Annotated in this window: 23 protein-coding genes; 11 read left to right on the top strand and 12 right to left on the bottom strand. The window is 59.4% G+C overall.

Annotated features, from left to right (window positions below; all coding sequences use genetic code 11):
• Window positions 1-38 precede the first annotated feature (38 nt).
• The 5 genes from mexE (at window position 39) to P406_RS02855 (ending at window position 7,966) form a co-directional block, all read left to right on the top strand.
• Entirely contained in the window at window positions 39-1,280 is a 1,242-nt protein-coding gene (gene mexE, locus P406_RS02835; RefSeq protein WP_046235275.1) for a multidrug efflux RND transporter periplasmic adaptor subunit MexE, read from the top strand.
• 12 nt (window positions 1,281-1,292) lie between these two features.
• Entirely contained in the window at window positions 1,293-4,484 is a 3,192-nt protein-coding gene (locus P406_RS02840) for an efflux RND transporter permease subunit (RefSeq protein WP_046235276.1), read from the top strand.
• Window positions 4,484-5,881: an efflux transporter outer membrane subunit gene (locus P406_RS02845; protein ID WP_046235277.1), complete on the top strand. Its 1,398-nt coding sequence runs from the start codon at window positions 4,484-4,486 to the stop codon at window positions 5,879-5,881. The genes P406_RS02840 and P406_RS02845 overlap by 1 nt, the downstream gene beginning before the upstream one ends.
• Before the next feature lie 142 nt (window positions 5,882-6,023).
• Window positions 6,024-7,118 carry a tetratricopeptide repeat protein gene (locus P406_RS02850; protein WP_046235278.1) on the top strand — a complete coding sequence of 365 codons (1,095 nt, stop codon included), beginning with the start codon at window positions 6,024-6,026 and terminating at the stop codon, window positions 7,116-7,118.
• A 485-nt stretch (window positions 7,119-7,603) separates the two neighbouring features.
• On the top strand, window positions 7,604-7,966 hold the full coding sequence (locus P406_RS02855) for a histone-like nucleoid-structuring protein, MvaT/MvaU family (protein ID WP_046235279.1): 363 nt from the start codon (window positions 7,604-7,606) through the stop codon (window positions 7,964-7,966).
• 473 nt (window positions 7,967-8,439) lie between these two features.
• Here the strand turns inward: P406_RS02855 and P406_RS02860 are convergent, their stop codons facing one another.
• Window positions 8,440-9,048, bottom strand: coding sequence for a DUF4946 domain-containing protein (locus tag P406_RS02860; protein ID WP_003411236.1), 609 nt, complete (start codon window positions 9,046-9,048; stop codon window positions 8,440-8,442).
• A 100-nt stretch (window positions 9,049-9,148) separates the two neighbouring features.
• Between P406_RS02860 and gloA the strand changes: the two genes are divergently transcribed.
• Window positions 9,149-9,670: a lactoylglutathione lyase gene (gene gloA, locus P406_RS02865; protein ID WP_003411239.1), complete on the top strand. Its 522-nt coding sequence runs from the start codon at window positions 9,149-9,151 to the stop codon at window positions 9,668-9,670.
• Between the two features lie 92 nt (window positions 9,671-9,762).
• On the opposite strand, the gene ahpF is transcribed toward gloA, so the two are convergent.
• From ahpF to P406_RS02880, 3 genes are all read right to left on the bottom strand, one after another.
• Window positions 9,763-11,325, bottom strand: a complete 1,563-nt coding sequence (gene ahpF / locus P406_RS02870) for an alkyl hydroperoxide reductase subunit F (RefSeq protein WP_003315309.1) — start codon at window positions 11,323-11,325, stop codon at window positions 9,763-9,765.
• Window positions 11,326-11,449: 124 nt separating this feature from the next.
• Window positions 11,450-12,013, bottom strand: coding sequence for an alkyl hydroperoxide reductase subunit C (gene ahpC, locus P406_RS02875; protein WP_002553298.1), 564 nt, complete (start codon window positions 12,011-12,013; stop codon window positions 11,450-11,452).
• A gap of 110 nt (window positions 12,014-12,123) precedes the next feature.
• The gene (locus P406_RS02880) at window positions 12,124-13,083 is read right to left on the bottom strand and encodes a site-specific integrase (RefSeq protein ID WP_003417284.1); all 960 of its coding nucleotides are present in this window, start codon (window positions 13,081-13,083) and stop codon (window positions 12,124-12,126) included.
• 176 nt (window positions 13,084-13,259) lie between these two features.
• Here P406_RS02880 and P406_RS02885 point away from each other — a divergent pair, with 176 nt between their 5' ends.
• On the top strand, window positions 13,260-14,270 hold the full coding sequence (locus P406_RS02885; protein ID WP_046235280.1) for a DNA-binding protein: 1,011 nt from the start codon (window positions 13,260-13,262) through the stop codon (window positions 14,268-14,270).
• A gap of 9 nt (window positions 14,271-14,279) precedes the next feature.
• Here P406_RS02885 and P406_RS02890 read toward each other — a convergent pair whose 3' ends face one another.
• From P406_RS02890 to galU, 3 genes are all read right to left on the bottom strand, one after another.
• Window positions 14,280-15,554, bottom strand: a complete 1,275-nt coding sequence (locus P406_RS02890; RefSeq protein ID WP_046235281.1) for a hybrid sensor histidine kinase/response regulator — start codon at window positions 15,552-15,554, stop codon at window positions 14,280-14,282.
• Window positions 15,555-15,646: 92 nt separating this feature from the next.
• Entirely contained in the window at window positions 15,647-17,005 is a 1,359-nt protein-coding gene (gene gorA, locus P406_RS02895) for a glutathione-disulfide reductase (protein ID WP_046235282.1), read from the bottom strand.
• 102 nt (window positions 17,006-17,107) lie between these two features.
• Window positions 17,108-17,947, bottom strand: coding sequence for a UTP--glucose-1-phosphate uridylyltransferase GalU (galU, locus tag P406_RS02900; RefSeq protein WP_046235283.1), 840 nt, complete (start codon window positions 17,945-17,947; stop codon window positions 17,108-17,110).
• A 374-nt stretch (window positions 17,948-18,321) separates the two neighbouring features.
• Here galU and P406_RS02905 point away from each other — a divergent pair, with 374 nt between their 5' ends.
• The gene (locus P406_RS02905; RefSeq protein ID WP_003400694.1) at window positions 18,322-18,603 is read left to right on the top strand and encodes a hypothetical protein; all 282 of its coding nucleotides are present in this window, start codon (window positions 18,322-18,324) and stop codon (window positions 18,601-18,603) included.
• 55 nt (window positions 18,604-18,658) lie between these two features.
• Here the strand turns inward: P406_RS02905 and P406_RS02910 are convergent, their stop codons facing one another.
• A complete protein-coding gene (locus P406_RS02910) occupies window positions 18,659-19,012 on the bottom strand; it encodes a hypothetical protein (protein ID WP_003411257.1) in 354 nt (117 codons plus the stop codon).
• Between the two features lie 167 nt (window positions 19,013-19,179).
• Between P406_RS02910 and P406_RS02915 the strand changes: the two genes are divergently transcribed.
• From P406_RS02915 to alkB, 3 genes are read left to right on the top strand one after another with little or no spacing between them, the layout of a single operon-like run.
• The gene (locus tag P406_RS02915; RefSeq protein WP_003315318.1) at window positions 19,180-19,485 is read left to right on the top strand and encodes a DUF1883 domain-containing protein; all 306 of its coding nucleotides are present in this window, start codon (window positions 19,180-19,182) and stop codon (window positions 19,483-19,485) included.
• 14 nt (window positions 19,486-19,499) lie between these two features.
• The gene (locus P406_RS02920; protein WP_003364465.1) at window positions 19,500-19,682 is read left to right on the top strand and encodes a hypothetical protein; all 183 of its coding nucleotides are present in this window, start codon (window positions 19,500-19,502) and stop codon (window positions 19,680-19,682) included.
• Window positions 19,683-19,706: 24 nt separating this feature from the next.
• Window positions 19,707-20,393, top strand: a complete 687-nt coding sequence (gene alkB / locus P406_RS02925; protein ID WP_003411258.1) for a DNA oxidative demethylase AlkB — start codon at window positions 19,707-19,709, stop codon at window positions 20,391-20,393.
• On the opposite strand, the gene P406_RS02930 is transcribed toward alkB, so the two are convergent.
• The 4 genes from P406_RS02930 to gnd are packed head-to-tail and all read right to left on the bottom strand — an operon-like array spanning window position 20,394 to window position 25,571.
• Window positions 20,394-22,211: a glycoside hydrolase family 15 protein gene (locus tag P406_RS02930; protein ID WP_046235284.1), complete on the bottom strand. Its 1,818-nt coding sequence runs from the start codon at window positions 22,209-22,211 to the stop codon at window positions 20,394-20,396. It lies immediately after the preceding gene.
• Between the two features lie 51 nt (window positions 22,212-22,262).
• Window positions 22,263-23,072, bottom strand: coding sequence for a Cof-type HAD-IIB family hydrolase (locus P406_RS02935; RefSeq protein WP_046235285.1), 810 nt, complete (start codon window positions 23,070-23,072; stop codon window positions 22,263-22,265).
• Window positions 23,065-24,597, bottom strand: coding sequence for a glucose-6-phosphate dehydrogenase (gene zwf / locus P406_RS02940; protein ID WP_046235286.1), 1,533 nt, complete (start codon window positions 24,595-24,597; stop codon window positions 23,065-23,067). The genes P406_RS02935 and zwf overlap by 8 nt, the downstream gene beginning before the upstream one ends.
• Complete coding sequence (gene gnd / locus P406_RS02945) at window positions 24,597-25,571, bottom strand: phosphogluconate dehydrogenase (NAD(+)-dependent, decarboxylating) (RefSeq protein WP_003417306.1); 975 nt, start codon at window positions 25,569-25,571, stop codon at window positions 24,597-24,599. Before gnd ends, zwf begins: the two co-directional genes overlap by 1 nt.
• Window positions 25,572-25,723 lie beyond the last annotated feature (152 nt).

Below are 25,723 nucleotides of genomic sequence, written 5' to 3' on the forward strand. Positions count from 1 at the left end.
AGAATCCGCCCCATTCTTCACTATTGGCGGAACTTCCCATGCACCAGACAATCAGCCATCTGCGCTACCCTCTCACCGCCCTCGCCTTGATCGTCATCAGTGCCTGCGGCCGTGCGCCGGAAGCCACCAGTGCGCCTGGCGCAGCCAAAGTCAGTGTGGCCAAGGTACTGGAACAGCCAGTCAACGAGTGGGATGAATTTACCGGTCGTCTCGAAGCACCTGAAACGGTCGAAGTTCGCCCAAGAGTCTCCGGTCAGATCGATCAGGTAGCCTTCACCGACGGCTCGCTGGTCAAGAAAGGCGACCTGCTGTTCCAGATCGACCCTCGCCCCTTCCAGTCGGAAGTCCGCCGCCTCGAAGCCCAGTTGCAACAGGCCCGCGCAGTCGCTTCGCGCAGTGACAGCGAAGCCCAGCGTGGCGAGCGTCTGCGCAGCAACAACGCGATTTCCGCCGAGCTGGCCGAATCGCGTACCACCTCGGCGCAGGAAGCCAAGGCCGGTGTCGCGGCCATTCAGGCGCAACTGGACCTGGCTAGACTGAACCTCAGTTTCACCCGCGTCACCGCACCGATTTCAGGCCGCGTAAGTCGTGCCGAAATCACTGCCGGCAACATTGTCACCGCCGATGTCACCGCCCTGACCAGCGTGGTTTCCACCGACAAGGTCTACGCCTACTTCGACGCAGACGAGCGCGTGTTCCTCAAGTACACCGAACTGGCTCGCAAAGGCCAGCGCGGTCAGAGCACGCCGGTGTATCTGGGACTGTCCAACGAACCTGGCAACCCGCACCTGGGCCAGATGAACTTTGTCGACAACCAGGTCAACCCGAGGACCGGCACCATTCGTGGCCGCGCCGTGTTCGATAACGCCGACGGTGCGTTTACCCCCGGCCTGTATGCGCGCCTGAAACTGGTGGGCAGCGGCACTTACTCGGCCGTGCTGATCAACGACGAAGCGGTGGGCACCGACCTGGGCAAGAAGTTCGTGCTGGTCATGGACAAGGGCAACAAGCCCGCCTACCGCGCTGTCGAGCTGGGGCCGAAAATCGAAGGCCTGCGCATTGTGCGCAATGGTCTGGCCAAGGATGACACCATCGTCGTCAAAGGCCTGCAGCGCGTTCGTCCCGGCCAGCCTGTGGACCCTGAAGTCACTCCGATGGCCAGCGCCGACACCCTCGCCGCACTGCTCAAACAACGCCAGGCCCTCGAAGCCAGCAACCTGCCACAAGTGGCGCCCAAAGCGGCCGTCAAAATCGCCAGCGCTGCCGCGCCGCGCGGCTAAGGGACTCGTCCGATGAACTTCTCCAAATTCTTTATTTCACGGCCGATCTTCGCCGCAGTGCTGTCGCTGCTGATCCTGATCGCCGGTGCCATCTCGCTGTTCCAGCTACCGATCAGTGAATATCCGGAAGTCGTGCCGCCAACCGTGGTGGTACGCGCCAACTTCCCCGGCGCCAACCCCAAGGTGATCGGCGAAACCGTGGCCTCGCCACTGGAACAGGCGATTACCGGTGTCGAAGGCATGCTCTACATGTCCTCGCAGGCTACCGCCGATGGCAAGCTGACCCTCACCATCACCTTCGCACTGGGGACCGACCTGGACAACGCGCAGGTGCAGGTGCAGAACCGCGTGACCCGCAGCGAGCCGAAGCTGCCTGAAGAAGTGACACGCATCGGCATCACCGTGGACAAGGCCTCCCCCGACCTGACCATGGTTGTGCACTTGACCTCGCCGGACAAACGCTACGACATGCTGTACCTGTCCAACTACGCCGTGCTCAACATCAAGGATGAGCTGGCGCGACTGGGCGGCGTCGGTGACGTGCAACTGTTCGGCATGGGCGACTATTCACTGCGGGTCTGGCTTGATCCGAACAAGACCGCCTCACGCAACCTGACCGCCACTGATGTGGTCAATGCGATTCGCGAGCAGAACCGTCAGGTCGCCGCTGGCCAGCTGGGTTCACCGCCCTCCCCGAATGCCACCAGCTTTCAGATGTCGATCAATACTCAGGGCCGTCTGGTCAGTGAGGAAGAGTTCGAAAACGTGGTCGTGCGCGCCGGTGCCGATGGCGAAATCACTCGCCTCAAGGACATTGCACGCATCGAACTGGGCTCCAGCCAGTACGCGTTGCGCTCGTTGCTCAATAATCAGCCTGCGGTAGCCATCCCGATCTTCCAGCGTCCCGGCTCCAACGCCATCGACATCTCCAACGATGTACGGGCACGGATGGCCGAGCTCAAGAAAAGCTTCCCGGAAGGCATGGACTACAGCATCGTCTATGACCCGACGATCTTCGTCCGCGGCTCCATCGAGGCAGTGATTCACACGCTGTTCGAAGCACTGATCCTGGTGGTGCTGGTGGTGATCCTGTTCCTGCAGACCTGGCGCGCATCGATCATCCCGTTGGTGGCCGTACCGGTCTCGCTGATCGGCACCTTTGCGGTCATGCACATGTTCGGTTTCTCGCTGAACGCGCTGTCCTTGTTCGGCCTGGTGCTGGCAATCGGTATCGTGGTCGACGATGCCATCGTGGTGGTGGAGAACGTCGAACGGAACATCGAACTGGGCCTGGAACCGGTCGCCGCCACGCACAAGGCCATGGCCGAAGTGACGGGGCCGATCATCGCGACGGCGCTGGTGCTGTGCGCCGTATTCGTGCCTGCGGCATTCATTTCCGGGCTTAGCGGGCAGTTCTATAAGCAGTTCGCGCTGACCATCGCCATTTCGACGGTCATTTCCGCCTTCAACTCGCTGACCCTGTCGCCTGCACTGGCGGCGGTATTGCTCAAAGGTCATGACGCGCCCAAGGATCGCTTCTCACGCTTCCTCGACAGAATGCTCGGCAGCTGGCTGTTCCGCCCGTTCAACCGCTTCTTCGAGAAAGCCAGCCACGGCTATGTCGGCACGGTCGCCAGGGTCATTCGCAGCAGCGGCATTGCCTTGCTGGTCTATGCGGGCCTGATGGTTTTGACCTGGATGGGTTTCGCCAGCACGCCGACCGGTTTCGTTCCGAGCCAGGACAAGCAATACCTGGTTGCATTTGCCCAACTGCCGGACGCCGCGAGCCTGGACCGTACCGAAGATGTCATCAAACGCATGTCGGAACTGGCCCTCAAGCAGCCTGGCGTACAAGACGCCATTGCCTTCCCGGGCCTGTCGATCAACGGCTTCACCAACAGCCCGAATAACGGCGTGGTGTTCGTGACCCTCAAGCCGTTCGACGAGCGCAAGGACCCGAGCCTCTCGGCCAACGCGATTGCCGGTGCGCTGAACGGCCAGTTCGCCTCGATTCAGGAAGCCTACATGGCGATCTTCCCGCCACCACCGGTACAAGGCCTGGGCACCATCGGCGGCTTCCGTCTGCAGATCGAGGACCGTGGCAACCTGGGCTATGACGAGCTGTACAAGGAAACCCAGAACATCATCGCCAAAAGCCGCAGCGTGCCGGAACTGGCCGGGCTGTTTACCAGCTATACGGTGAACGTACCGCAAGTCGATGCCGCGATTGACCGAGAGAAAGCCAAGACGCACGGCGTGGCAGTCAGCGATATTTTCGACACGTTGCAGGTGTATCTGGGTTCACTGTATGCCAACGACTTCAACCGCTTCGGCCGCACCTATCAGGTCAATGTCCAGGCTGAGCAGCAGTTCCGTCAGGATTCCGACCAGATCGGTCAGCTCAAGGTGCGCAATAACCTGGGCGAGATGATCCCGCTGGCGACCTTCGTCAAGGTCAGCGACACCGCCGGCCCCGACCGCGTCATGCACTACAACGGCTTCATCACTGCTGAAATCAACGGTGCAGCGGCACCGGGCTACAGCTCTGGCCAGGCTCAGGCAGCGGTCGAGAAACTGCTTCGCGAGGAGCTGCCCACCGGCATGATCTACGAATGGACCGACCTGACCTATCAGCAGATCCTTTCGGGCAATACCGCACTGTTCGTGTTCCCGCTCTGTGTGCTGCTGGCGTTTCTGGTACTGGCGGCTCAATACGAAAGCTGGAGCCTGCCCCTGGCGGTGATCCTGATCGTACCGATGACCCTGCTCTCGGCGATTGCCGGGGTGATGATCGCCGGCAGTGACAACAACATCTTCACTCAGATCGGCCTGATCGTACTGGTAGGCCTGGCGTGCAAGAACGCGATTCTGATCGTCGAGTTCGCCAAGGACAAACAGGCCGAAGGGATGAGCCCGCTGGATGCGGTACTGGAAGCCTGCCGCCTGCGTCTGCGGCCGATTCTGATGACCTCGTTCGCCTTCATCATGGGGGTCGTGCCGCTGGTGCTGTCCAGCGGTGCGGGTGCCGAGATGCGCCATGCCATGGGTGTCGCCGTGTTCTCCGGGATGCTGGGTGTGACTTTCTTCGGCCTGCTGCTGACGCCGGTGTTCTACGTGCTTATCCGTAATTACGTCGAGCGCCAGGAGGCCCGCAAGGCCGCCAGGGTAAACAGCCAGCAAAACCTGCCTGCGGAGATGCATTGATGAGCGCGTACAAAGTCTTCATCCCGAGCCTGCTGGTCATGGCACTGGCGGCCTGCGCCGTCGGCCCGGACTACCAGGCACCGGTCACGGCGCCAGCGAAACTGGCGTCCGCCGCCCAGGGCAGCTATGACCGCAGCAAAGTGGACAGAGCCTGGTGGCAGCAGTTCGAGGACCCGACCCTCAATAAACTGGTAGCCAGGTCACTGGACGGCAACCGCGATCTGCGCGTCGCCTTCGCCCGGCTCAAGTCGGCGCGAGCCATTCGCGATGACGTCGCCAACGATGTGATGCCAGTGGTGACCAGCCGCGCCAGCAGTGACATCGGCAAGGGTCAGCAGCCCGGTATCACCGAGCGCCGAGTCAACAGCGAGCGCTACGACCTGGGCCTGGACATGGCCTGGGAAGTGGACTTGTTCGGGCGCATCCAGCGCCAGCTGGAAGCCAGCGACGCCGATCAGGAAGCTGCAGAGGCCAACCTCTATCAGCTTCAGGTCACCCTGATTGCCGAGGTGGTCGACGCCTACGGCCAACTGCGCGGCGCACAACTGCGTGAAGCCATTGCCCGCGACAACCTGAAAAATCAGCAGAGTTCTCAGGACGTAACTACGCAGCTGCGGGATGCGGGCGTGGGCAACGAGCTGGATGTGGTGCGTGCAGAGGCACGACTGGCCGCTGTCGAAGCGACCGTTCCGCAGTTGCAGGCCGAGCAGGCTCGCCAACGCAACCGGATCGCCACGTTACTGGGCGAGCGTCCGGAAAACCTCAGCGTCGACTTGAGCCCTAGCAAACTGCCGGCCATCGCCAAGGCCTTGCCGATTGGCGACCCTACGCAAGTGTTGCGCAATCGTCCCGACATCCGCGCAGCCGAGCGACAACTCGCTGCATCGACCGCACGTATCGGCGTTGCGACTGCCGATCTGTTCCCAAGGGTCAGCCTGAGCGGTTTTCTGGGCTTTACCGCCGGACGTGGCTCGCAGATCGGTTCGTCAGCGGCCAGAGCCTGGTCGCTGGGCCCGAGCATCACCTGGGCAGCCTTCGATCTGGGCAGTGTCCGGGCGCAGATTCGCAGTGCCGACGCTGACGCCGAGGGCGCACTGGCCAACTATGAGCAGCAAGTGCTGCTCGCGCTGGAAGAGTCGGAGAACGCGTTCAGCGATTACGACAAACGCCAGCAGCGGCTGGTCTCGCTGATGCGCCAGAGCGATGCGAGTCGCTCGGCGGCCAGACTGGCCTCGGTGCAATATCGTGAAGGCACGGCGGACTTTCTGGTCCTGCTGGATGCCGAGCGCGAGCGTCTGGCGGCCGAGGACGCTCAGGCGCAGGCAGAAATCGAGCTGTACCATGGCATTGTGGCTATCTACAAGGCACTGGGTGGTGGCTGGCAGCCTCAGGCCTGAACCTGAAAAGCCGGTAAATCCGCCCCGCGCCCGATCAGGCCGCGGGGCTTTTTTTGCCTGAAACCCGGCTGCATCATGATTGCCGTTTGACAGCTGCCAGCCACTCCCCGAAGCTGCAACCCGTCAAGCATTGGAAATCGATATGCCCAGACTTTCTACCACGGGGTTATCGCCTCAACCCACTTCTCGACGTCGCTGGCTGATCAGCGCAGCGGCTGCAGCGCTGCTGGTGCTTTCGCTGGTTTTCTGGTGGTGGCGCATGCCCGTCCAGACCGCTCCGGCCAAGCTGAGTCATACCTATGCCCAGGCGCTGGAGCAGGCACAAGACGGCAAACCGGGTGCCGCGCGCGTGCTGTATCAACAGCTGGCACGCACTGACCTGTCTGACACGCAACGCATCAGCCTGCTCGCCGAACTGAGCGACTATCCCAGCCCCCAGGCCCTCAAGTTGCTCGACGCTGCGTTGAGTAACCCGTCCGCTCAAGTGCGCGAAGCGGCCATCGATGTCAGCGTCAGGCTGGTCTCCAACAGCCAGCGCAGTCTGTTGCTCGGCCCGCTGCTGGATGACGCCGAACAATCCGTCAGGTTTCGCGCCACCAGCGCCCTGCTCGGTCTCTCACCCGATGAGCTGGGCCTGTACTTTGCCGTTCTGCAGCAAAGTGCCGAGGCGTTTCAGGAGTCACTCAAGAGCCAGCCGCAAAGCGCACAAAACCAGTTGCAACTGGCCAGGCTGTATCTGCAGACCGGCGATCTGGAACCCGCGCTCGCGGCGCTACAGCGGGCCACCGCGCTGGACCCGGGCAATATCGAAGCAGCGCTGGCGCACATTGAATTGCTGGACCGCAAGGGCCAGGCCGAGCAGGCGCGCGGCCTTTTCGCACAGTTGCTGGAACACAACCCGGGCTCGTCCCTGCTCCAGCACGCGCTGGGCATGTGGCTGCTGAACCATGGCCAGGCGGAGTTCGCCGTGCTCAGCCTGGCCAAGGCCACGGAACTGGCACCCGATAACAACGACTATCGCTATGACCTGGCGGTTGCCCTGCACTCGTTGAGCGAGCTCGAAGCGGCACAGCGCCAGTTGACCCAGATCGTTCAGAACCAGCCCGCCAATCGCAAGGCCAGGGTGCTGCTGATCCAGTACTGGAAAGAGACCGGTCAGTTGCAGAACGTGCAGATTCTGCTGGCCGAGCTCGAGCAGCAGAACCCGGATGACCCGGTGCTGCAACAGGGACTGTAGGGTCACAAACGCAACGCTGAAACGGGCGAAAGGCCATCTTTGCGTGGTCTACGCGCCTTTCAGCACGTGGCCTTCAGACATTCCCGCCATTTCCTCACCCGACACTCCTTTTGCCTGTCGGATATTTCTTTTTCTAAGCCATTCACTCTCTCATGGCACGTTTTCCATCCGTGGCTAATATCGGAAATAACTTACAACGCCCCTCTGCCTACAACACGGACATCATCCCCTATATCCAACATCGTCTCCCTGCGCCATTTAACGAATTTGAGAAAGGCTATTTTCTAACTGGAAAAAAAAGTGCATCATTTGCGGGCGACTGAGTTATAAATACGCTCTATCTGCGCAACGACAAGCCGCAAAGGCCAAGTTTCAGCATAGAAACCGCAGTATCGGGCACCCTCGAGTGAGCGAATCGACCTATCAGTTTTGTCTCATCGCTTTATAGGGCTGACAACAGCCATTACATTGTTGGAGTATATTAATTGTCCAGACTTGCCGAGTTTCGAGCAGCAGAGAAAGCCCTTCAGGAACAGCTTGCACAGCTGGAATCGTTGAAGAATGACGCGGGATTGAAGAAGGAGATCGAATTCGAGCAAAAGCTCCAGGACCTGATGGGCACCTACGGCAAAAGCCTGCGTGACATCATCGCAATCCTTGATCCTTCGAGTGCTACCTCGCTGGTCGCACCCGCAGGGCCAAAGCGTCGCCGTGCACGCGTGGTCAAGGTTTACCAGAACCCGCACACAGGCGAGCTGATTGAAACCAAGGGCGGCAACCATCGCGGCCTCAAGGTGTGGAAAGAGCAATACGGTGTAGACACTGTTGATTCATGGCTGCGTGCCTGATTGCAAGTTGTCACTTGAAGCCCTGCACTTGCAGGGCTTTTTTATCTCCGGCGCTGCAGGTCTTCACCTGCGCACTGCAGCGCTGTGCTCAGGCGTCATCACACAGTGCCTGTCGATTCGCAACGGGAATTCATATACATGATTAGGTGAACTGACCGGTTCGTATACTTCAATGCACCGGGTAAATGCCGCGAGAATAATGACGCCAATAAATCCGGATTATGCGATTCAGCACACAGTTACAAACCTGAACAGTTCCTGAAGTGTGTAGAGTAATTATTCAGTTTCACTGCGTGATGAGATACACCATTATTTGTTTCTCAATGAGTCGGCGCGCTGAAAAGCATCGACAGCGCAGCACAGCGGAGCTTCACACTTTTTTCACATGAACTCTCGGATGATGAAGACCGCTAAAGGAATAGCGCCCCATGCCCGCCTCGGCGGGCTTCTTTTTGTCTGCGAAAAGGCAGATGTCACTGCGTAACGTCCAGGCGCAGACTCTCGCGAATACGCAGTGCCTCATCCTTGTTGCTCGCATAGCCGTCTGCCGATCCCGCGTAGGACAACGACCAGGCCAGCTCCTTGCTGGCGGCCGCGACCAGTGTCTGGGTCAGCACATGCACGCCATTCTGGGTAATGGTGCAGGTGGTTTCGAGTGCGGGCACCACGCTAAGCCGACTTTCACGGACATGCGTGCAGGCGCTCTGCAATCCGCTGCGCGCAAAATTAACCTGAACCGACTTGCGCATTTCCAGCAGAACGCCCTGGACATTGACTTCATGCCCTGGCGTAAGACGCGTCTGGGTGAGCTCCATGACCATCAGCGGATTTCCACTTTGATCGTTTTTCACCGCGCGCTGTCTGACCTGCACGGACGGTTGAACGGGCTCGCCCGACTCGGTCGGTATCGACTCGACCTCCCAGCCTGCGGGCCAGACGATCATTGCATCGGCGGCATGGACCTGTGCAGTGCCCAGCAGCAGGAACAGGCACAGGCCTGGCACGGAACGTCGGTGGTGCGAAAGGATCATGATCGGGTCGCCAAAACGGTTGACCGGAAATTCTGAGCCTGTTGTCGGCATCGAGCAAGGCCGACGCGACGTTATCCGCGCCGGGTTTGGCACTGCGCGCCCTGCCCCGTATCATTTGGCATTATTTGTACATTCTGTTGGAGACACATCGATGAGCTTGCACGAACTCAACACACTACCGGGCGTCACAGCCAATCCTGAAGCGGCCACCCGGCAGTTTGTGTTCAACCACACCATGCTGCGCGTCAAGGACATCACCAAATCGCTGGATTTCTATACCCGCGTACTGGGCTTCAGCCTGGTGGAGAAGCGTGATTTCCCGGAAGCCGAATTCAGCCTGTACTTCCTGGCGCTGGTCGACAAGGCACAGATCCCGGAAGGCGACGCTGCCCGCAACGAATGGATGAAGTCGATCCCCGGCATTCTGGAGCTGACCCATAACCACGGTACCGAAAGCGATGCCACAGCCTCGTACCACAACGGTAACAGCGACCCGCGCGGCTTTGGCCATATCTGCGTGTCGGTACCGGATGTGAAAGTCGCCTGCGAGCGATTCGAAAGCCTGGGCGTCGACTTTCAGAAGCGCCTGTCCGATGGCCGCATGAACAGCCTGGCCTTTATCAAGGACCCGGACGGCTACTGGGTAGAGATCATCCAGCCAACGCCGCTCTGAGCCTGCGCTGATCGCTCCGGCAAGGAACGATCAACGTAGAAAGCAAAAAGCCCCGTGATCGCTCACGGGGCTTTTTGTTTACCGCTGTCCGATCAGGCCGGTGCGGAGGTACGGATCAGGTGGTCAAAGGCGCTCAGGGAGGCCTTGGCACCTTCGCCCAGGGCGATGATGATCTGCTTGTACGGGGCAACCGTTACGTCACCGGCAGCGAAGATACCCGGCACCGAGGTTTCACCACGGGAATCGACCACGATCTCGCCACGCGGCGAAAGCTCGATGGCGCCTTTGAGCCATTCGCTGTTAGGCAGCAGGCCGATCTGCACGAAGATACCTTCGAGCGGCACGGTGATCTCTTCGCCGGTGGTGCGGTTCTTGTAGCGCAGGCCGTTGACCTTCTGCTCATCACCGGTCACTTCAGTGGTTTGCGCACTGGTGATCACAGTCACGTTCGGCAGGCTGTGCAACTTGCGCTGCAGCACCGCGTCGGCACGCAACTGCACGTCGAACTCCAGCAATGTCACGTGCGACACGATACCCGCCAGGTCGATTGCCGCCTCGACACCCGAGTTACCGCCACCGATGACAGCGACGCGCTTGCCTTTGAACAGCGGACCGTCGCAGTGCGGGCAATAAGCCACACCCTTGTTACGGTACTGCTGCTCACCCGGCACGTTCATCTCCCTCCAGCGTGCGCCAGTGGCAAGGATCAGCGTCTTGGCCTTGAGGCTGGCACCGCTGGCAAACTTCACTTCGTGCAACTCGCCAGCTGCGCCAGGAATCAGCTTGTCGGCACGCTGCAGGTTCATGATGTCGACTTCGTACTGCTTGACGTGCTCTTCAAGCGCCACGGCCAGCTTCGGCCCCTCGGTATGCTGTACCGAGATGAAGTTCTCGATGGCCATGGTGTCCAGCACCTGACCGCCGAAACGCTCGGCGGCAACACCGGTGCGGATGCCTTTGCGGGCAGCGTAGACGGCCGCCGCAGAGCCAGCCGGACCACCGCCCACGACCAGCACATCGAAAGCCTGCTTGGCGTTGAGTTTTTCCGCCTGACGCGCACCGGCGCCGGTGTCGATCTTGGCCAGAATCTCTTCCAGCCCCATGCGGCCCTGACCGAACAGCTCACCGTTCAGATAGATGCTTGGTACCGACATAATCTTGCGATCGGTCACTTCGTCCTGGAATAGCGCACCGTCGATAGCGACGTGCTTGATACCAGGGTTCAGCACTGCCATCAGGTTCAGTGCCTGGACGACGTCCGGGCAGTTCTGGCAGGACTGCGAGAAATAGGTTTCGAAATGGAATTCGCCCTCAAGTGCGCGAACCTGTTCGATGGTTTCCGCACTGACCTTGGGTGGATAGCCGCCGACTTGCAGCAGCGCCAGGACCAGCGAGGTGAATTCGTGACCCATGGGGATACCAGCAAAACGCAGGCTGATATCGTGGCCAGGGCTGCTCAGCGAGAACGACGGCGTACGGGCGTCGGTGCCGCTGTCATTCAGGGTGACGTCCTTGGAAACGCTGATCACATCATTGAGCAGTGCAAGCATTTCCTGAGACTTCGCGCCGTCATCAAGGGACGCGACGATCTCGATGGGGCGAGTAACCCGCTCCAGATAGGATTTCAACTGGGCTTTAAGATTGGCGTCCAACATGTGGCGGCTTCCTGTTTACAAAGGGTAGAAATAACAACGCCCAGGCGATGACCGCCCGGGCGTTTTTTGGGGCGATGCGGTTTACTTGCTCAAGAGCTCAACGCCCCCAGCCGATTCATGCGACTCAGATCTTGCCAACCAGGTCCAGGGACGGAGCCAGAGTAGCTTCGCCTTCTTTCCACTTGGCTGGGCAGACTTCGCCCGGGTGAGCAGCAACGTACTGAGCAGCCTTGATCTTGCGCAGCAGCTCGGAAGCGTCACGGCCAACACCGCCGTCGTTCAGCTCGACGATTTTGATCTGACCTTCAGGGTTGATCACGAAAGTACCGCGATCCGCCAGACCGGCTTCTTCGATCAGCACGTCGAAGTTGCGGGAGATGGTCAGGGTCGGGTCACCGATCATGGTGTACTGGATCTTGCCGATCGCTGGCGAAGTGTTGTGCCATGCAGCGTGGGCGAAGTGGGTGTCAGTCGAAACGCTGTAGATTTCAACGCCCAGCTTCTTGAACTCTTCGTAGTTGTCAGCCAGGTCTTCCAGCTCGGTCGGGCATACGAAGGTGAAGTCGGCCGGGTAGAAGAATACGACAGACCACTTGCCTTTGAAGTCAGCGTCCGAGACGTCAACGAAAGCGCCGTTCTTGAATGCGGTAGCCTTGAACGGTTTTACCTGGCTGTTGATGATAGGCATCGGTATATCTCCTGATGGGTTGGATGGGTTGTGAATTCGATGGATTGAAGCTTACGCATGATCGATGACAATCGCTCATTGGCAAACCTGATGTCACTGATTGCTTTTCACTATGAAGGCAGCTTATTGATAGAAGAAACCTTCGGACCGCTCCCCGCCTCCGATGGGCTCAGGAACGGAGCGGCATCAATGTAGCGCATCGCCGACTTGATGTCCCTCCAGCCTACATAGGACATCAGTGACTTGAGGTCCCAGCCGTTACTGTGCGCCCAGCTTGCAAAACCGCGACGCAACGAGTGGCTGGTGTAGCGCTCGGCGGCGATGCCTGCACGCTGGAGCGCCTGACGCAGCAACGGGATGACGCTGTTGGCGTGCAGCCCCTCCTCTTTAAGGTTACCCCAGCGGTCCACTGCCCGAAAGACCGGACCGCGTATCAGCGCAGCACAGTTGATCCACTCTATATAGGCCTGCACCGGGCACAGCCGCTGCAAGGCCGGTGTCTGGTAGGTGCGGCCCAGGTTGTCGCGATCGCCTTTGCTGCGTGGCAGATAAAGGCTGATTCCCGAGTTGGCGATGGCCTTGACGTCCTGTACCTGCAGGCGGCAAAGCTCGTCGCTGCGAAACCCGCGCCAGAACCCCAGCAGGATCAGCGCCGAATCACGTCGGCCGCGCAACAGACGCGGCTGATCGTGTTGTGCGCTCGCTTCGCGTATTTCGATCTCCAGCCAGGCGATGACTTTTTCCAGATCCTGCAACTGCAAAGGCTCGGCCTGCTTTTCCTGCGCCGGGTGCAGCGCGCGAATGCCCTTGATGACCTTGCGCACCATCGGTGCCTTGGTGGGATCGACAAAACCCTGACTGACGTGCCACTGGGCCAGCGCTGACAAGCGCAGCTTCAGGGTATTGACCGACAGCGTTCCCGCGTGGCTGGCCAGGTAACGCGCCACGCTTTCGCTGGTCGCCGGCAGAAAGCCGCCCCATGTCACCTCGAAATGCTCGATGGCAGCCCGATAGCTGCGGCGCGTGTTGTCGCGGGTCGCCGCTTCGATATAGCGATCAACGTCATTCATGGCTCAAACCTGCTGGGTGTACCGGTAAAGGCGCCGTAAAGGTAGCTGACAGCGCCTGACACGGGATAATACGCCAATATCCCGTGTTAATTAATTCAAAAAATAGCTAATTATTTCAAAACATATAGTATGTAATTACAGAGTACATACCACAGTACGAAATCGTAGGAGACAGCATGGCCCGCGGCGGTGTAAACAAGGCATTAGTGCAGAAAGCAAGGGCTTCCCTGCTGTCCCGAGGCGAAAACCCGAGCATCGATGCGGTACGTATCGAAATGGGTAATACGGGCTCGAAAACCACCATTCACCGCTATCTGAAGGAGCTCGAATCCACGCAAGCCCCGGCGCCGGATATCAACGAGGAGTTGAGCGATCTGGTGGCTCATCTGGCCCAGAGGCTTCAGGAGCAGGCACAGGAACGTATTGATCAGGCGCACGATCAGCATCATGCCGAGCGCGACATCCTTCAGCGGCAACTTGCGGCGACTCAGGAGCAGATCGGCCAACTGGAAAAACACGCACGGCAGCGTGAAGAGGCGCTGGAACAGCAGGCTGCCGCCCTGCTCCACACGCAAGGCACACTGCAGAATGTGCAGACAGAACACGCCCGGTTGCTTCAGGCCAATCAGGACCTGGAGGCTCGTCTGCACGACAAGGACGGGCAGATCCACTCCCTGGAAGAAAAGCATCAGCATGCCCGCGAAGCGCTGGAGCACTATCGCAACTCGATCAGAGAACAACGCGAGCAGGAGCAACGACGCCACGAAAGCCAGGTTCAGCAGTTGCAAATGGAACTGCGACAGGCGCAGCAAGGCCTGGCCATCCACCAGGAAAACATCACACAGCTCAATCGAGACAACGAAAGACTGCTGGCTGAAAATCGCACCACCCTGCGCGAACTGCACAGCCAGACCGACCAGCTGAAGCAAGCCAATACACAGAATGTCGCCTTCGCAGACCAACAGCAGCACGCCCACACCCAATGCGCACTGCTGGAAGAAAGATTACGCAGCGCGCAGGACGAAAACGCCGCGCTCAAACAAGGCATGACCGATGCGCAGCAACAGAGCCGCATGCTGGAACTGTTGCTGACCAAGAAGGAAGCAGCACTGGAAAACCTGCAGATCAGGCTGGATCAGCTGGATAAACCCAAAACCGCCAAGAAGAAGCCATCAGACGAGCCATGACCAGAAGCCTCAGGCAAGCGCGGCTTCGCCGCACGGCAGATGCAGATCAACCCGCGTCCCCTGACCTTCAGTGCTGTCTATACACACGTGCCCACCAGTCTGCCGGGTAAAGCCATAGACCATCGACAAACCCAGCCCGGTCCCCTGACCTACCGGTTTGGTGGTGAAAAACGGATCGAACACCTGATCGATAACGTCCTGAGCAATGCCGCAGCCGTTATCTTCGACACTCAGCAGTACATAGTCGCCAGGCAGCAGACCGTCTTTCTGCGTCGCCAGCGTTAGCGAGCGGCTGCGCACGCACAGTTTCCCTCCGACAGGTACAGCGTCGCGAGCGTTGATGACCAGATTCAACAGGGCATTTTCCAGTTGGTGCTCATCAGTGCGTACCGCACTCAACCCCTCCTCCAGTTCGATGTGCAGATGCGCATGGGTGCCGACCGTACCTCGCAACAACTCTTCCATCGAGCGGACCATGCAATTGACATCCACCACGGTGACGTTGAGCGACTGCCGGCGGGCAAATGCCAGCAGCCTGCGGGTCAGTGCAGCAGCCCGATTTGCCGAGCTTGCTGCGGCATCCAGGTAGCGCTCGACCTCACCGATCCTCCCGGCTTCCACACGCAGCCTGATCATGTCCAGTGCGCCAATCACGCCGGAAAGCACATTGTTGAAGTCATGGGCGATGCCCCCGGTCAACTGACCGATCGCATCCATTTTTTGCGCGTGACGCAAGACCTCTTCAGCCATCGCCCGCTCGGCAATTTCGGCCTGCAATAACTCATTGGTGGTTTTCAGCTCGCGCGTGCGCTCGGCGACGCGCAATTCAAGACTCTCGTTGAGTTCGCGTAACGCTTCTTCTGCATTGACCTGTGCGGTGATATCGGTGTGAGTACCCAGCCAGTGGGTGATGTGGCCCCGTGCATCGCGCAGGGGTAGCGCGCGTGACAGGAACCAGTTGAATGCGCCGTCCTTGCCACGTATCGGGAAGGTATCTTCCCAGATCGAGCCAGTGGAAAAGCAGTATTGCAAACGCGCCATCACGCGCTCGCGATGTTCGGGATGCAGAACCGAGCGCCAACCCAAGGCCGTCATGGCCTCAAGCGAGGCGCCGGTATACGCATGCCAACGCTCGTTGTACCAGTGGACCTGCCCTCGGGGGCTGGCAGTCCAGGCCAGTTGGCTCATGTTGTCAGCCAGTGTTCTGAACTGACGCTCGCTTTCACGCAAGGCATCGATGTACTGCGCGACTTCGCGGTCCTGCTCAGCCGAATGCAATGGCATTCTGGCCGGTGGTTGTTCTCTATTCACGTCGGGATCCATCCTCTTCAAGCCTTTACCCCGGAGCTCTTCCTGAACTCCGGGTGCTGCGTGACTTAACGTTTGACAGGCGTACGCATGGTGACGAACTCTTCTGCCGCGGTCGGGTGTACCCCAATAGTATCGTCAAATACCTGCTTGGTCGCGCCAGCCTTGATGGCAATGGCCAGGCTCTGGACGATTTCGCCAGCATCCGGCCCGACCATATGGCAGCCCAGCACGCGGTCAGTTTTCGCATCGACGACCAACTTCATCAATGTGCGCTCCTGATCATCGGTCAGGGTCAGCTTCATCGGCCTGAAACGACTCTCGAAAATCTGCACATCGTGACCGGCCTTGATTGCATCTTCTTCGGTCAGACCGACCGTACCAATGTTCGGCAGACTGAAAACCGCCGTCGGGATGTGATTGTAGTCTACCGGGCGATACTGCTCGGGTTTGAACAGTCGGCGCGCGACCGCCATGCCTTCAGCCAGCGCGACCGGGGTCAGTTGCACACCTCCGATGACGTCGCCGATGGCCAGGATGGAAGGCTCGCTGCTCTGGTAATGCTCATCGACCTTGATGTAACCGTGCTCGTCCAGCTTGACGTCGACACTGTCCAGACCAAGATTGTCGAGCATCGGCCGACGCCCTGTTGCGTAGAACACGCAATCGGTCTCGAGCGTGCCGCCGCCTTTCATGGACAGCAGCAGGCTGCCGTCGGCCTGCTTGTCGATGCGCTCGATATCGCTGTTGAAGCGAATCGTCATGTCGCGCTTGAGCAGCTCTTCGTGGAGATGGGTACGAACACTGCCATCAAACCCACGCAGAAACAGTTCGCGACGGTAGACCAGCGTGGTGTCGGCGCCCAGGCCGTTGAAGATCGAAGCGAACTCCACGGCAATATAGCCACCGCCCACAACCACTACGCGCTTTGGCAGCGTCTTGAGATGAAACGCCTCGTTGGACGTAATGGCATGCTCGCGTCCTGGCACATCAGGCACCTGCGGCCAGCCACCGGTGGCGATCAGAATGCGCTCGACGCTGTAGGTCTGGCCGTTGATTTCGACCTGCTGCGGCCCGACGATCTTTGCGTGGCCTTCGAGCAGAGTAACGCCGCTGTCGACCAGCAATTTACGATAGATGCCGTTGAGGCGGGTGATCTCACTGTCCTTGTTGGCAATCAGCGTGGACCAGTCAAAACTGGCCTCGCCCAATGACCAGCCAAATCCTTTGGCGTGATCGAAATCCTCGGAAAAATGCGCTCCGTACACCAACAACTTCTTGGGCACGCACCCGACGTTGACGCAGGTCCCACCCAGATAGCGGCTCTCGGCCACAGCGACCTTCGCGCCGAAACCGGCAGCAAAACGCGCCGCCCTGACGCCGCCCGAGCCGGCGCCAATTACAAACAGATCAAAATCAAAGACCATCGATATCTCCTTGGCAGAGGCACAGCATAGCCGCTTGGCGGCCAGTCAGAAATGACAAAGCCACCCGAAGGTGGCTTTGTCCCGGACGTCATCAATCAGAGATCAATGCGCTTTGCCGGTTTTGTAGAAATGCTCGAAGCAGAAGTTTGTCGCCTCGATATAGCCTTCAGCGCCACCGCAGTCGAAACGCGTGCCCTTGAATTTATAGGCAAGCACGTTGCCTTCTGCAGCCTGCTTCATCAAGGCGTCGGTGATCTGAATCTCACCACCCTTGCCCGGCTCGGTCTGTTCGATTTTCTCGAAAATGTCCGGGGTCAGAATGTAGCGGCCGATGATCGCCAGGTTCGACGGCGCATCTTCAGGCTTCGGCTTTTCAACCATGTTGGTCACGCGGAACAGGCCCGGCTTGATCTCTTCGCCAGCGATCACGCCGTACTTGTTGGTTTCCTGCGGATCGACTTCCTGGATGGCGATGATCGAGCAGCCATAATGCTTGTGCAGCTTGACCATCTGCGCCAACACGCCATCACCATCAGGGTTGACGCACAGGTCATCTGCCAGAACCACGGCGAACGCTTCGTTGCCGATCAGCGGGCGACCGCTGAGGATGGCGTGGCCCAGGCCCTTCATTTCGGTCTGACGAGTGTACGAGAAGCTGCATTCGTCGATCAGCTTGCGAATACCGACCAGGTACTTTTCCTTGTCAGTACCCTTGATCTGGTGCTCGAGTTCGTAGCTGATGTCGAAGTGGTCTTCAAGAGCGCGCTTGCCACGACCGGTCACGATGGAAATTTCGGTCAGGCCTGCAGCGAGGGCTTCCTCAACACCGTATTGGATCAGTGGCTTGTTGACCACCGGCAGCATTTCCTTGGGCATGGCCTTGGTCGCTGGCAGGAAGCGAGTGCCGTAACCGGCTGCTGGGAACAAGCATTTCTTGATCATAAAAGTCCTTGGTAAGGGCTGTTGGTGTTAACGGCGCAGTCTAATGATGAGGCAGGCACCTTACAATGCCCTGCCTTTGGCCGTCCGATGCCATGATAGAGGAATACTCGTACAGATAGTTCCGCACTTTCTGGATATTGCCTGTATATAAATGCAGCGCAGGACACCGTCAAAACACCCTCACGACCAGCGCAGCCGGACCTCAATGCCGTTTCTCGACGGCGGCGGCAGTTACACCACGCTTCGCGAATGGCAGGCAGCGACAAGCGGGAGGCAGGCAGTTTATGATGCAAAACATGGCGGAACGATGGCACCCGTTATCAGTCCAACGCTCGCATTTGTTAATTCCCTGGCCTTATCTCGAAGCGAAAAACATGATCAGAATTTTGTCCATTATTGCTGTGCTGGGCCTTACCGGCTGCGCAACCGCCTCCAATACCTACCTGAAAAACGGCAAACAGGGCTTGAGCATCGACTGCTCCGGCGAGGCGATGTCCTGGGCAAGCTGCTACGAAAAAGCGGATGCGTCCTGTGCAGGCACAGGCTATGAAATTGTCGGTACAGATGGCACCCCACAGCCTGCCGAAAGCGACAAGACGCTGGGCGTGGACGTTGGCAACTACAAAAGTCGCAGCGTGCTTGTGGTCTGCAAATAATCAGGCCTGCCGCCCTGCCCGCAACGGGCAGGGCCAGCTGACCGAGCCTGACCTATCAGCCTGAAATGCACGCTTCGGCAGCGTTCTGCACATCCCTGAAACGAATAGGCACATTGGAAAGTCGTTCGTAGACCTTGATCGTACTACCGCCCGAACGGCTTTCGATATCCACTACTGCCGCGGGTGACTTGCTGAGTTTCTGCGCGACGATGACCCGCAGGCCGTCATGGCGAGGCTCGATCAGAGGCGGCTTGCGACTGCTGCTGATCTTGCCAGCGAAGCAATCGGCGTATTCCTGAGGATTCTTGCCCGACATCACGTTCATGGTGGGGGGTGTATGCTCAATGTCGTTCACTGTGGCACAGCCAGTCATTGCCAGAGCCAGGACTACTACAGCAGCCAGTTTCATACAAAGCCTCCAAATAAAGGTCCTACGACAAGCCCCAGCGCAATTAAATCCCGACTAAGGCATTTTTTCCCGGAAACACGGCAAATTAATGTTCACCGACGTCAAATTGCGGGCGTCGCATGCTATCGTTTTGATTTTTCAGAAAAACCCCCATTTCGGAGCCCGTCATGAAATTCGTACACCAGCGTGAGCATCTCAACGAGGACGACCTTGTCGTCATCGAGTGCTCTCAGACCTGCAATATTCGCCTGATGAACGATGCGAATTTTCGCAGCTTCAAAAATGGTGGTCGGCACACCTATCATGGCGGCGCGTTTGACAGATTTCCGGCCAAGATCGCCGCACCAAGCACCGGTTTCTGGAACATCACCATCGATACCGCAGGCCGCAAGGCAGATACCAACGCCGGACGCAAACTGCCTTTCACTCACAAGATCAAGATCGTCCGGCGCTCGACCACTCGCCTGGGATGATGCAAGGAGTCACCGTGAACAATCCAGCCCCGCGCACGACCAAATTCGCTGTCAGCTACAAGCTCAATGGCGAACGCCGTTTCGAATTCGCCCAATTGCAATCGGCATCCACCGAGGAAGCCGAGGCCGCCTTGAAGAAAATGCACGGCGAGAGCGACGACCTTATCACCGACGTCAAGGTCAGCAAGGCTCTCTGATACTCACCGGAGCTCGATCCGATCATGCAACGCAAAGGTGACACTCCCGCCACGCTGGACCTGTTCGCAGACCAGACGGCCCAGCCTCGAAGCGATGAGCGGATCGGGCCTGGGTCATGGCTGTTCAGAGGCTTTGCGCTGAGCACCATGGCGCAGCTGCTGCCCGCCCTTGAACAAACACTGGGCCTTTCCCCGTTCCGGCACATGCAGACGCCCAGCGGGCTGAGCATGTCTGCAGCGCTGAGCAGTTGCGGACAACTGGGCTGGATAACCGATCGTCACGGTTACCGGTACAGCGCAACCGACCCACAAACAGGACAGGCCTGGCCGGCGATGCCGGATGCCTTCATGCAACTGGCGCAGGACGCCGCACTCGCAGCCGGCTATGTCGGGTTCGTGCCTGACGCCTGTCTGATCAATCGCTATATCCCGGGCGCCAAGATGTCCCTGCATCAGGACCGAAACGAACACGACCATCGCTGGCCAGTGGTGTCGGTATCACTGGGCATACCGGCGATATTTCAGTTCGGCGGCTTGCTGCGCAGCGACAAGACTCAACGTATCTCCCTGTTTCATGGCGACGTGGTGGTCTGGGGTGGAGAGGACAGGTTGCGCTTCCACGGCATTTTGCCCATCAAGCAGGCCGAGCATCCGCAACTGGGTGAGCAACGGATCAACCTGACCTTTCGCAAGGCTGGCCGCGACAGCTGATCAGGCCTCTTCAAGCGCGCCGGAAGTCCTGGCCAGCGCCGGACATACCGCCCGGTGCAGGTTGAGTGCCGTATTGATGATGCCGATGTGGCTGAATGCCTGCGGGAAATTGCCCAGCATGCGCCCGCCCTTCGGATCGTACTGCTCGGCCAGCAGGCCAACGTCATTGCAAAGACCCACCAACCGTTCGAACAGCCGCGCGGCATCATCGGCCCGGCCCAGCAAGACATAGGCATCGGCCAGCCAGAACGAACAGACCAGAAACGTCCCTTCACGACCGGCAACGCCATCAACACTGCGCTCGTTGTCGTAGCGCAGCAGCAGACCATCCTGCATCAGCGTGCGCTCGATCTGCGCTACGGTACCGATAACTCGCGGGTCTTCAGGCGCAAGAAAACCGGTCAGCACAATCTGCAGCAGGCTGGCGTCCACCTCTGTCGAGCCATAAGTCTGCACGAAGCTGCCAAGCTGGGCATCGAAACCGTGGCGACAGACATCGGCATGGATCTCGTCCGCCACTTTCCGATAGTGCACTGCCAGCGCACGATCCTCATCGCTCTCGGCAGCCTGGGCAATCTGCGTGGCGTTACGGTCAAAGGCCACCCAGGCCATGACTTTCGAATGTGTAAAGTGACGCGGCTCGGAGCGTATCTCCCAGATGCCCGCATCCGGCAGGTGCCAGATCTTCTCCAGATAAGGCATGACCACCTTGGAAATCGCCACGCTGCGCGGATGCTGCGCCATACCGCCGCGCAGCGCCTGGATCAGCGCATCGGCCACCTCCCCGTAGACGTCCAGCTGAACCTGCGTCGCCGCACCATTACCGACACGCACCGGCAGCGAGTTCTCGTAGCCACTTAGCCAGGGCAGCTCGTACTCCTGCAAACGCCGCTCGCCGCCTACGCCGTACATGATCTGGATCTGTTCCGGGTTACCGGCAACCGAGCGCAACAGCCAGTCCCGCCAGGCCTGGGCTTCCTCGAAATAGCCCAGATTCATGAATGCCAGAAGGGTCATGGTGGCGTCACGCAGCCAGCAATAGCGGTAATCCCAATTGCGCTCGCCGCCCAACTGCTCGGGCAATGAGGTGGTCACGGCGGCGACAATGCCGCCGGTGGGCGCGTAGGTCATGGCTTTGAGCGTAATCAGCGAGCGCTTTACCTGCGCCGTCCACGGCCCGACGTCAGGGCAGCGATCAGAAAATTCGCGCCAATAGGCTGCGGTGCTCTCCAAGGCCAGGTCGGCATCGATCTGGTCAAGCAAGGGCGAAAAGGATGCCTGATAGGCCAGCGTGAAGACCTTGCGCTCGCCTTCATCAACGTGAAAACGGCTGACGGTGTGATGATCCTGTGGGTGCAGGGCGACAGGGCTGCGCAAAACCAGCATTTCCGGCCCGGCCACTGCCGTCAGCGTATGAGCATCCTTTCGCTCGACCCAGGGCACACTGCTGCCGTAATCGAAACGGATGGCGAGGTCCACAGCGAATTCGACCTGACCGGACAGCCCGACCACCATGCGCACCACGTGGCCGGAGGTCTTCATGGGCATGAAATCGACCAGCATGGCGCGACCGTCACGGGTTTCGAAAACCGTTTCGAGAATCAGGGTGCCGTCGCGATAGCGGCGCTCGACCGCGATAACCTCGGCAGTTGGCGCGATCTTCCAGCGGCCGTGCTCATCACCGCCCAGCAGCGCGGCGAAACAGGCCGTCGAGTCGAAGCGAGGGAAACACAGCCAGTCCAGCGAACCATCACGGGCGACCAGCGCCGCCGTCTCGCAGTTGCCCAGCAATGCGTAGTCTTCGATCAGTGCAGCCATTCAGAAATGCCCGTCGTGATGATGATTCGTTAACGTGGGTATGCAGCTCGATCAGGCGTTCAGGATGTAACGCTCAATGGCGTTGGCCACTCCGTCCTGCTCATTGCTATCAGTAACATGGTCAGCCTGTCCCTTGACTGTCTGCTCGCCCTGCCCCATGGCAATCGACAACCCTGCCTTATGGAACATCGCCACGTCGTTACCGCCGTCGCCTATGGCCGCCGTACGCGACAGGTCGACGCCCAGATAGTCCGCCAGCGCGACCAGAGCGGAACCCTTGTTGGCCTCCAGCGCAGTCACATCCAGGTAGTATTTTTGCGAACGGGCCGCCAGCGCGAGCCCTTCGATCTGCGGATTGAGCTGCGCCTCAAGGGTCTTGAGCAACTCGAAATCACCGCTGGCCGCGACGATCTTGTCGACGCGATCCAGATACGGCTCGAAACTCTCGACCTGAACATAGTCATAGCCCAGTGCATCGAGCTCATGATCGACGTAATCGGCGTCGGGATCGATCAGCAGCCACTGATCATCGGCAAACACCCAGATGGCAACGTTCTGCCCGGCAAACAGCTCCAGACAGATGCGAACGGCGCGCGGGTCAATGCGATGAGCCACCAGCAGGCTGCCATCGGGATGAGTGATGGTGCCGCCATTGAATGCCACGGTGGGCAGGTCGACATCCAGCGCCTCGATCACCTGGCGCATGGCCCTGGGCGGTCGACTGCTGGCCAGCGTGAAGTGAACGCCGGCCTTACGCAGGCGCTTGATCGCGTCGATATTGGCTTGGCTAAGGCTGTGATCACGGCGCAGTAACGTGCCGTCGATGTCGGACAACAGGAACTGTACAGGCAGTTCAGACATTCAATTCTCTCCATTCCCGACCGTCACGACTCAGCAGCTCTTCACCCGCTTGCGGGCCATCCTTGCCAGCCTCGTAAAGCTGAACTTCCGGCTGTGCGGCCCAGGCGTCGAGAAACGGCTGCACGGCACGCCAGCCGTTCTCGATGTTGTCGGCCCGCTGGAAGAGCGTCTGATCACCGGTCAGGCAGTCATAAATGAGGGTTTCGTACCCGGTGGAGGGCTGCATCTCGAAGAAGTCCTTGTAGGCGAAGCCCAACGCGATATCTTCCATTTCCAGTCTCGGGCCCGGACGCTTGGCAAACAGGTCGAACCACATGCCTTCGTTGGGCTGGATCTGGATCCGCAGGTAGTTGGGCTTGAGCCGGTCGACTTCGGTATCGCGGAACTGCGCGTAAGGAGCAGGCTTGAAGCAGATGGCGATTTCTGTGCTGCGAGCGCTCATGCGCTTACCGGTGCGCAGGTAGAACGGCACCCCCACCCAACGCCAGTTGTCGACCATTACCTTGAGCGCAACGTAGGTCTCGGTGCTGCTGTCCGGCTCCACGCGATCTTCCTGGCGATAACCGACGACCTCCTTGTCGCCCATCACGCCCTTCGCATACTGGCCACGCACCGAATTGGCCAGGGCTTCCTCCTGGCTCCACGGCCGGATCGCGCCGACCACCTTGGCTTTCTCACCGCGAACGGCATCGGCGCCGAAAGCGGCAGGTGGCTCCATCGCCACCATCGCCAGCAGCTGGAACAGATGGTTGGGGACCATGTCGCGCAAGGCACCGGTATGCTCGTAAAAGCTGCCACGGGTTTCCACGCCTACGGTTTCCGCCGCCGTGATCTGTACGTGATCGATGTAGTGATTGTTCCAGAACGACTCGAACAGGCCATTGGAGAAACGGCTGACCAGGATGTTCTGCACCGTCTCCTTGCCCAGGTAATGGTCGATCCGGTAAATCTGCTTCTCGCTCATGACTTTCAGCAGACAGCCATTGAGCTCCACCGCACTGGCCAGATCGGAGCCGAACGGCTTCTCGATCACGACACGACGGAAGCCGTCTTCGGTTTCCTGCAACAAACCTGACGAGCCCAGCCGCTGGGCGACCTCACTGAAAAATCGCGGCGCGGTGGCCAGATAGAACACCGCGTTTGCGGTACCGGTGCTCTCGATCTTGCTGGCGATGTCCTGATAGGTGGAATCGTCGAGGAAGTCGCCCTGCACATAACTGATGCGCTCGGCCAGCTTGCTCCACAGCGCAGGATCGAGCGGATCCTTGCCGCCGCCGGCAACCTTGCCGGCGGCTTCATCACGAATGAAGTTCTCGAGCTTTTTCGCAAAGTCGGCATCGCTGATCGCATTGTGATCGACGCCGACGATATGCAGCCCTTCATCCACCAGACCGTCGCGTGACAGGTTGTAAAGCGCCGGCATCAACAGGCGCTTGACCAGGTCTCCATGGGCACCGAACAGAAACAGGGTCGTGGATGGGGCTACCTCGGTTTTTTGCTCGGCACTGCCACGCGACAGGCCCATTACTTGGGTTCCTTGTGGCCACCAAATCCAAAGCGCATGGCGGACAGCATCTTGTCTGCATACGAGCTTGTCTGGCGGGAACGGAAACGCGCAAAGAGGGCGCTGGACAGCACAGGAACCGGTACCGCCTGCTCGATGGCCGCTTCGATGGTCCAGCGACCTTCGCCGCTGTCGGCAACCGAACCGGAGAACGCATCCAGGTGCGGGTCGGTGGCCAGGGCGTCGGCGGTCAGGTCCAGCAGCCAGGACGACACCACACTGCCACGACGCCAGACTTCGGCAATATCCGCCGTGTTCAGGTCGAAACGCTGTTCAGGCGGCAGGAGTTCGGAGTTTTTCTGCTTGAGAAGATCGAAGCCCTCGGCGAAGGCCTGCATCATTCCGTATTCGATGCCGTTATGGATCATCTTCACGAAATGCCCGGAGCCCGCAGGGCCGGAGTGGATATAGCCACGTTCGGCGCGATCGTCGGTCGAGGTGCGGTCACGGGTGCGCTCGATCGAGCCAAGACCCGGAGCCAGTGTCGCGAACAGCGGATCGAGGCGCTCGACAACGGCGGCCTCGCCTCCGATCATCATGCAGTAGCCGCGCTCGAGGCCCCAGACGCCGCCTGACGTGCCGACATCGACATAATGCAGGCCCTTCGCGGTCAGTTCCTGGGCGCGACGGATATCGTCCTTGTAGAACGTATTACCGCCGTCGATGATCACGTCATCGGCGTCAAGCAACTCACTGAGGGTCTGGATGGTGTCTTCGGTCGGCGCACCGGCCGGGAGCATTACCCAGACAGCACGGGGCTTGGCGAGCGTGCTGACCAGTTCCTTCAGATCTGCGACCGCAGTCGAACCGTCATTGGCCAGGGCGTTGCGCGATGCTTCATCACGGTCGTACACCACAGTCGTATGACCATTCAGCATCAGACGGCGTGCGATGTTGCCGCCCATGCGGCCCAGTCCAATAATCCCAAGTTGCATGAAGGTGCTCCTTAAATCGTAAAAAGGTGCCTCGATTGCCGTCCAGCGCATCGACGGTTTGCGAGCATGCTGTTTAGTCAAGCGAGGCGGAACGTCGGTTCCCTTGCGAGAAGATGAAGACGCGAGCGCCCTCCTGTGGTGCATTTTGTCGC

The sequence above is a fragment of the Pseudomonas syringae pv. coryli str. NCPPB 4273 genome, from assembly GCF_000972175.1.
Lineage (GTDB): Bacteria > Pseudomonadota > Gammaproteobacteria > Pseudomonadales > Pseudomonadaceae > Aquipseudomonas > Aquipseudomonas syringae.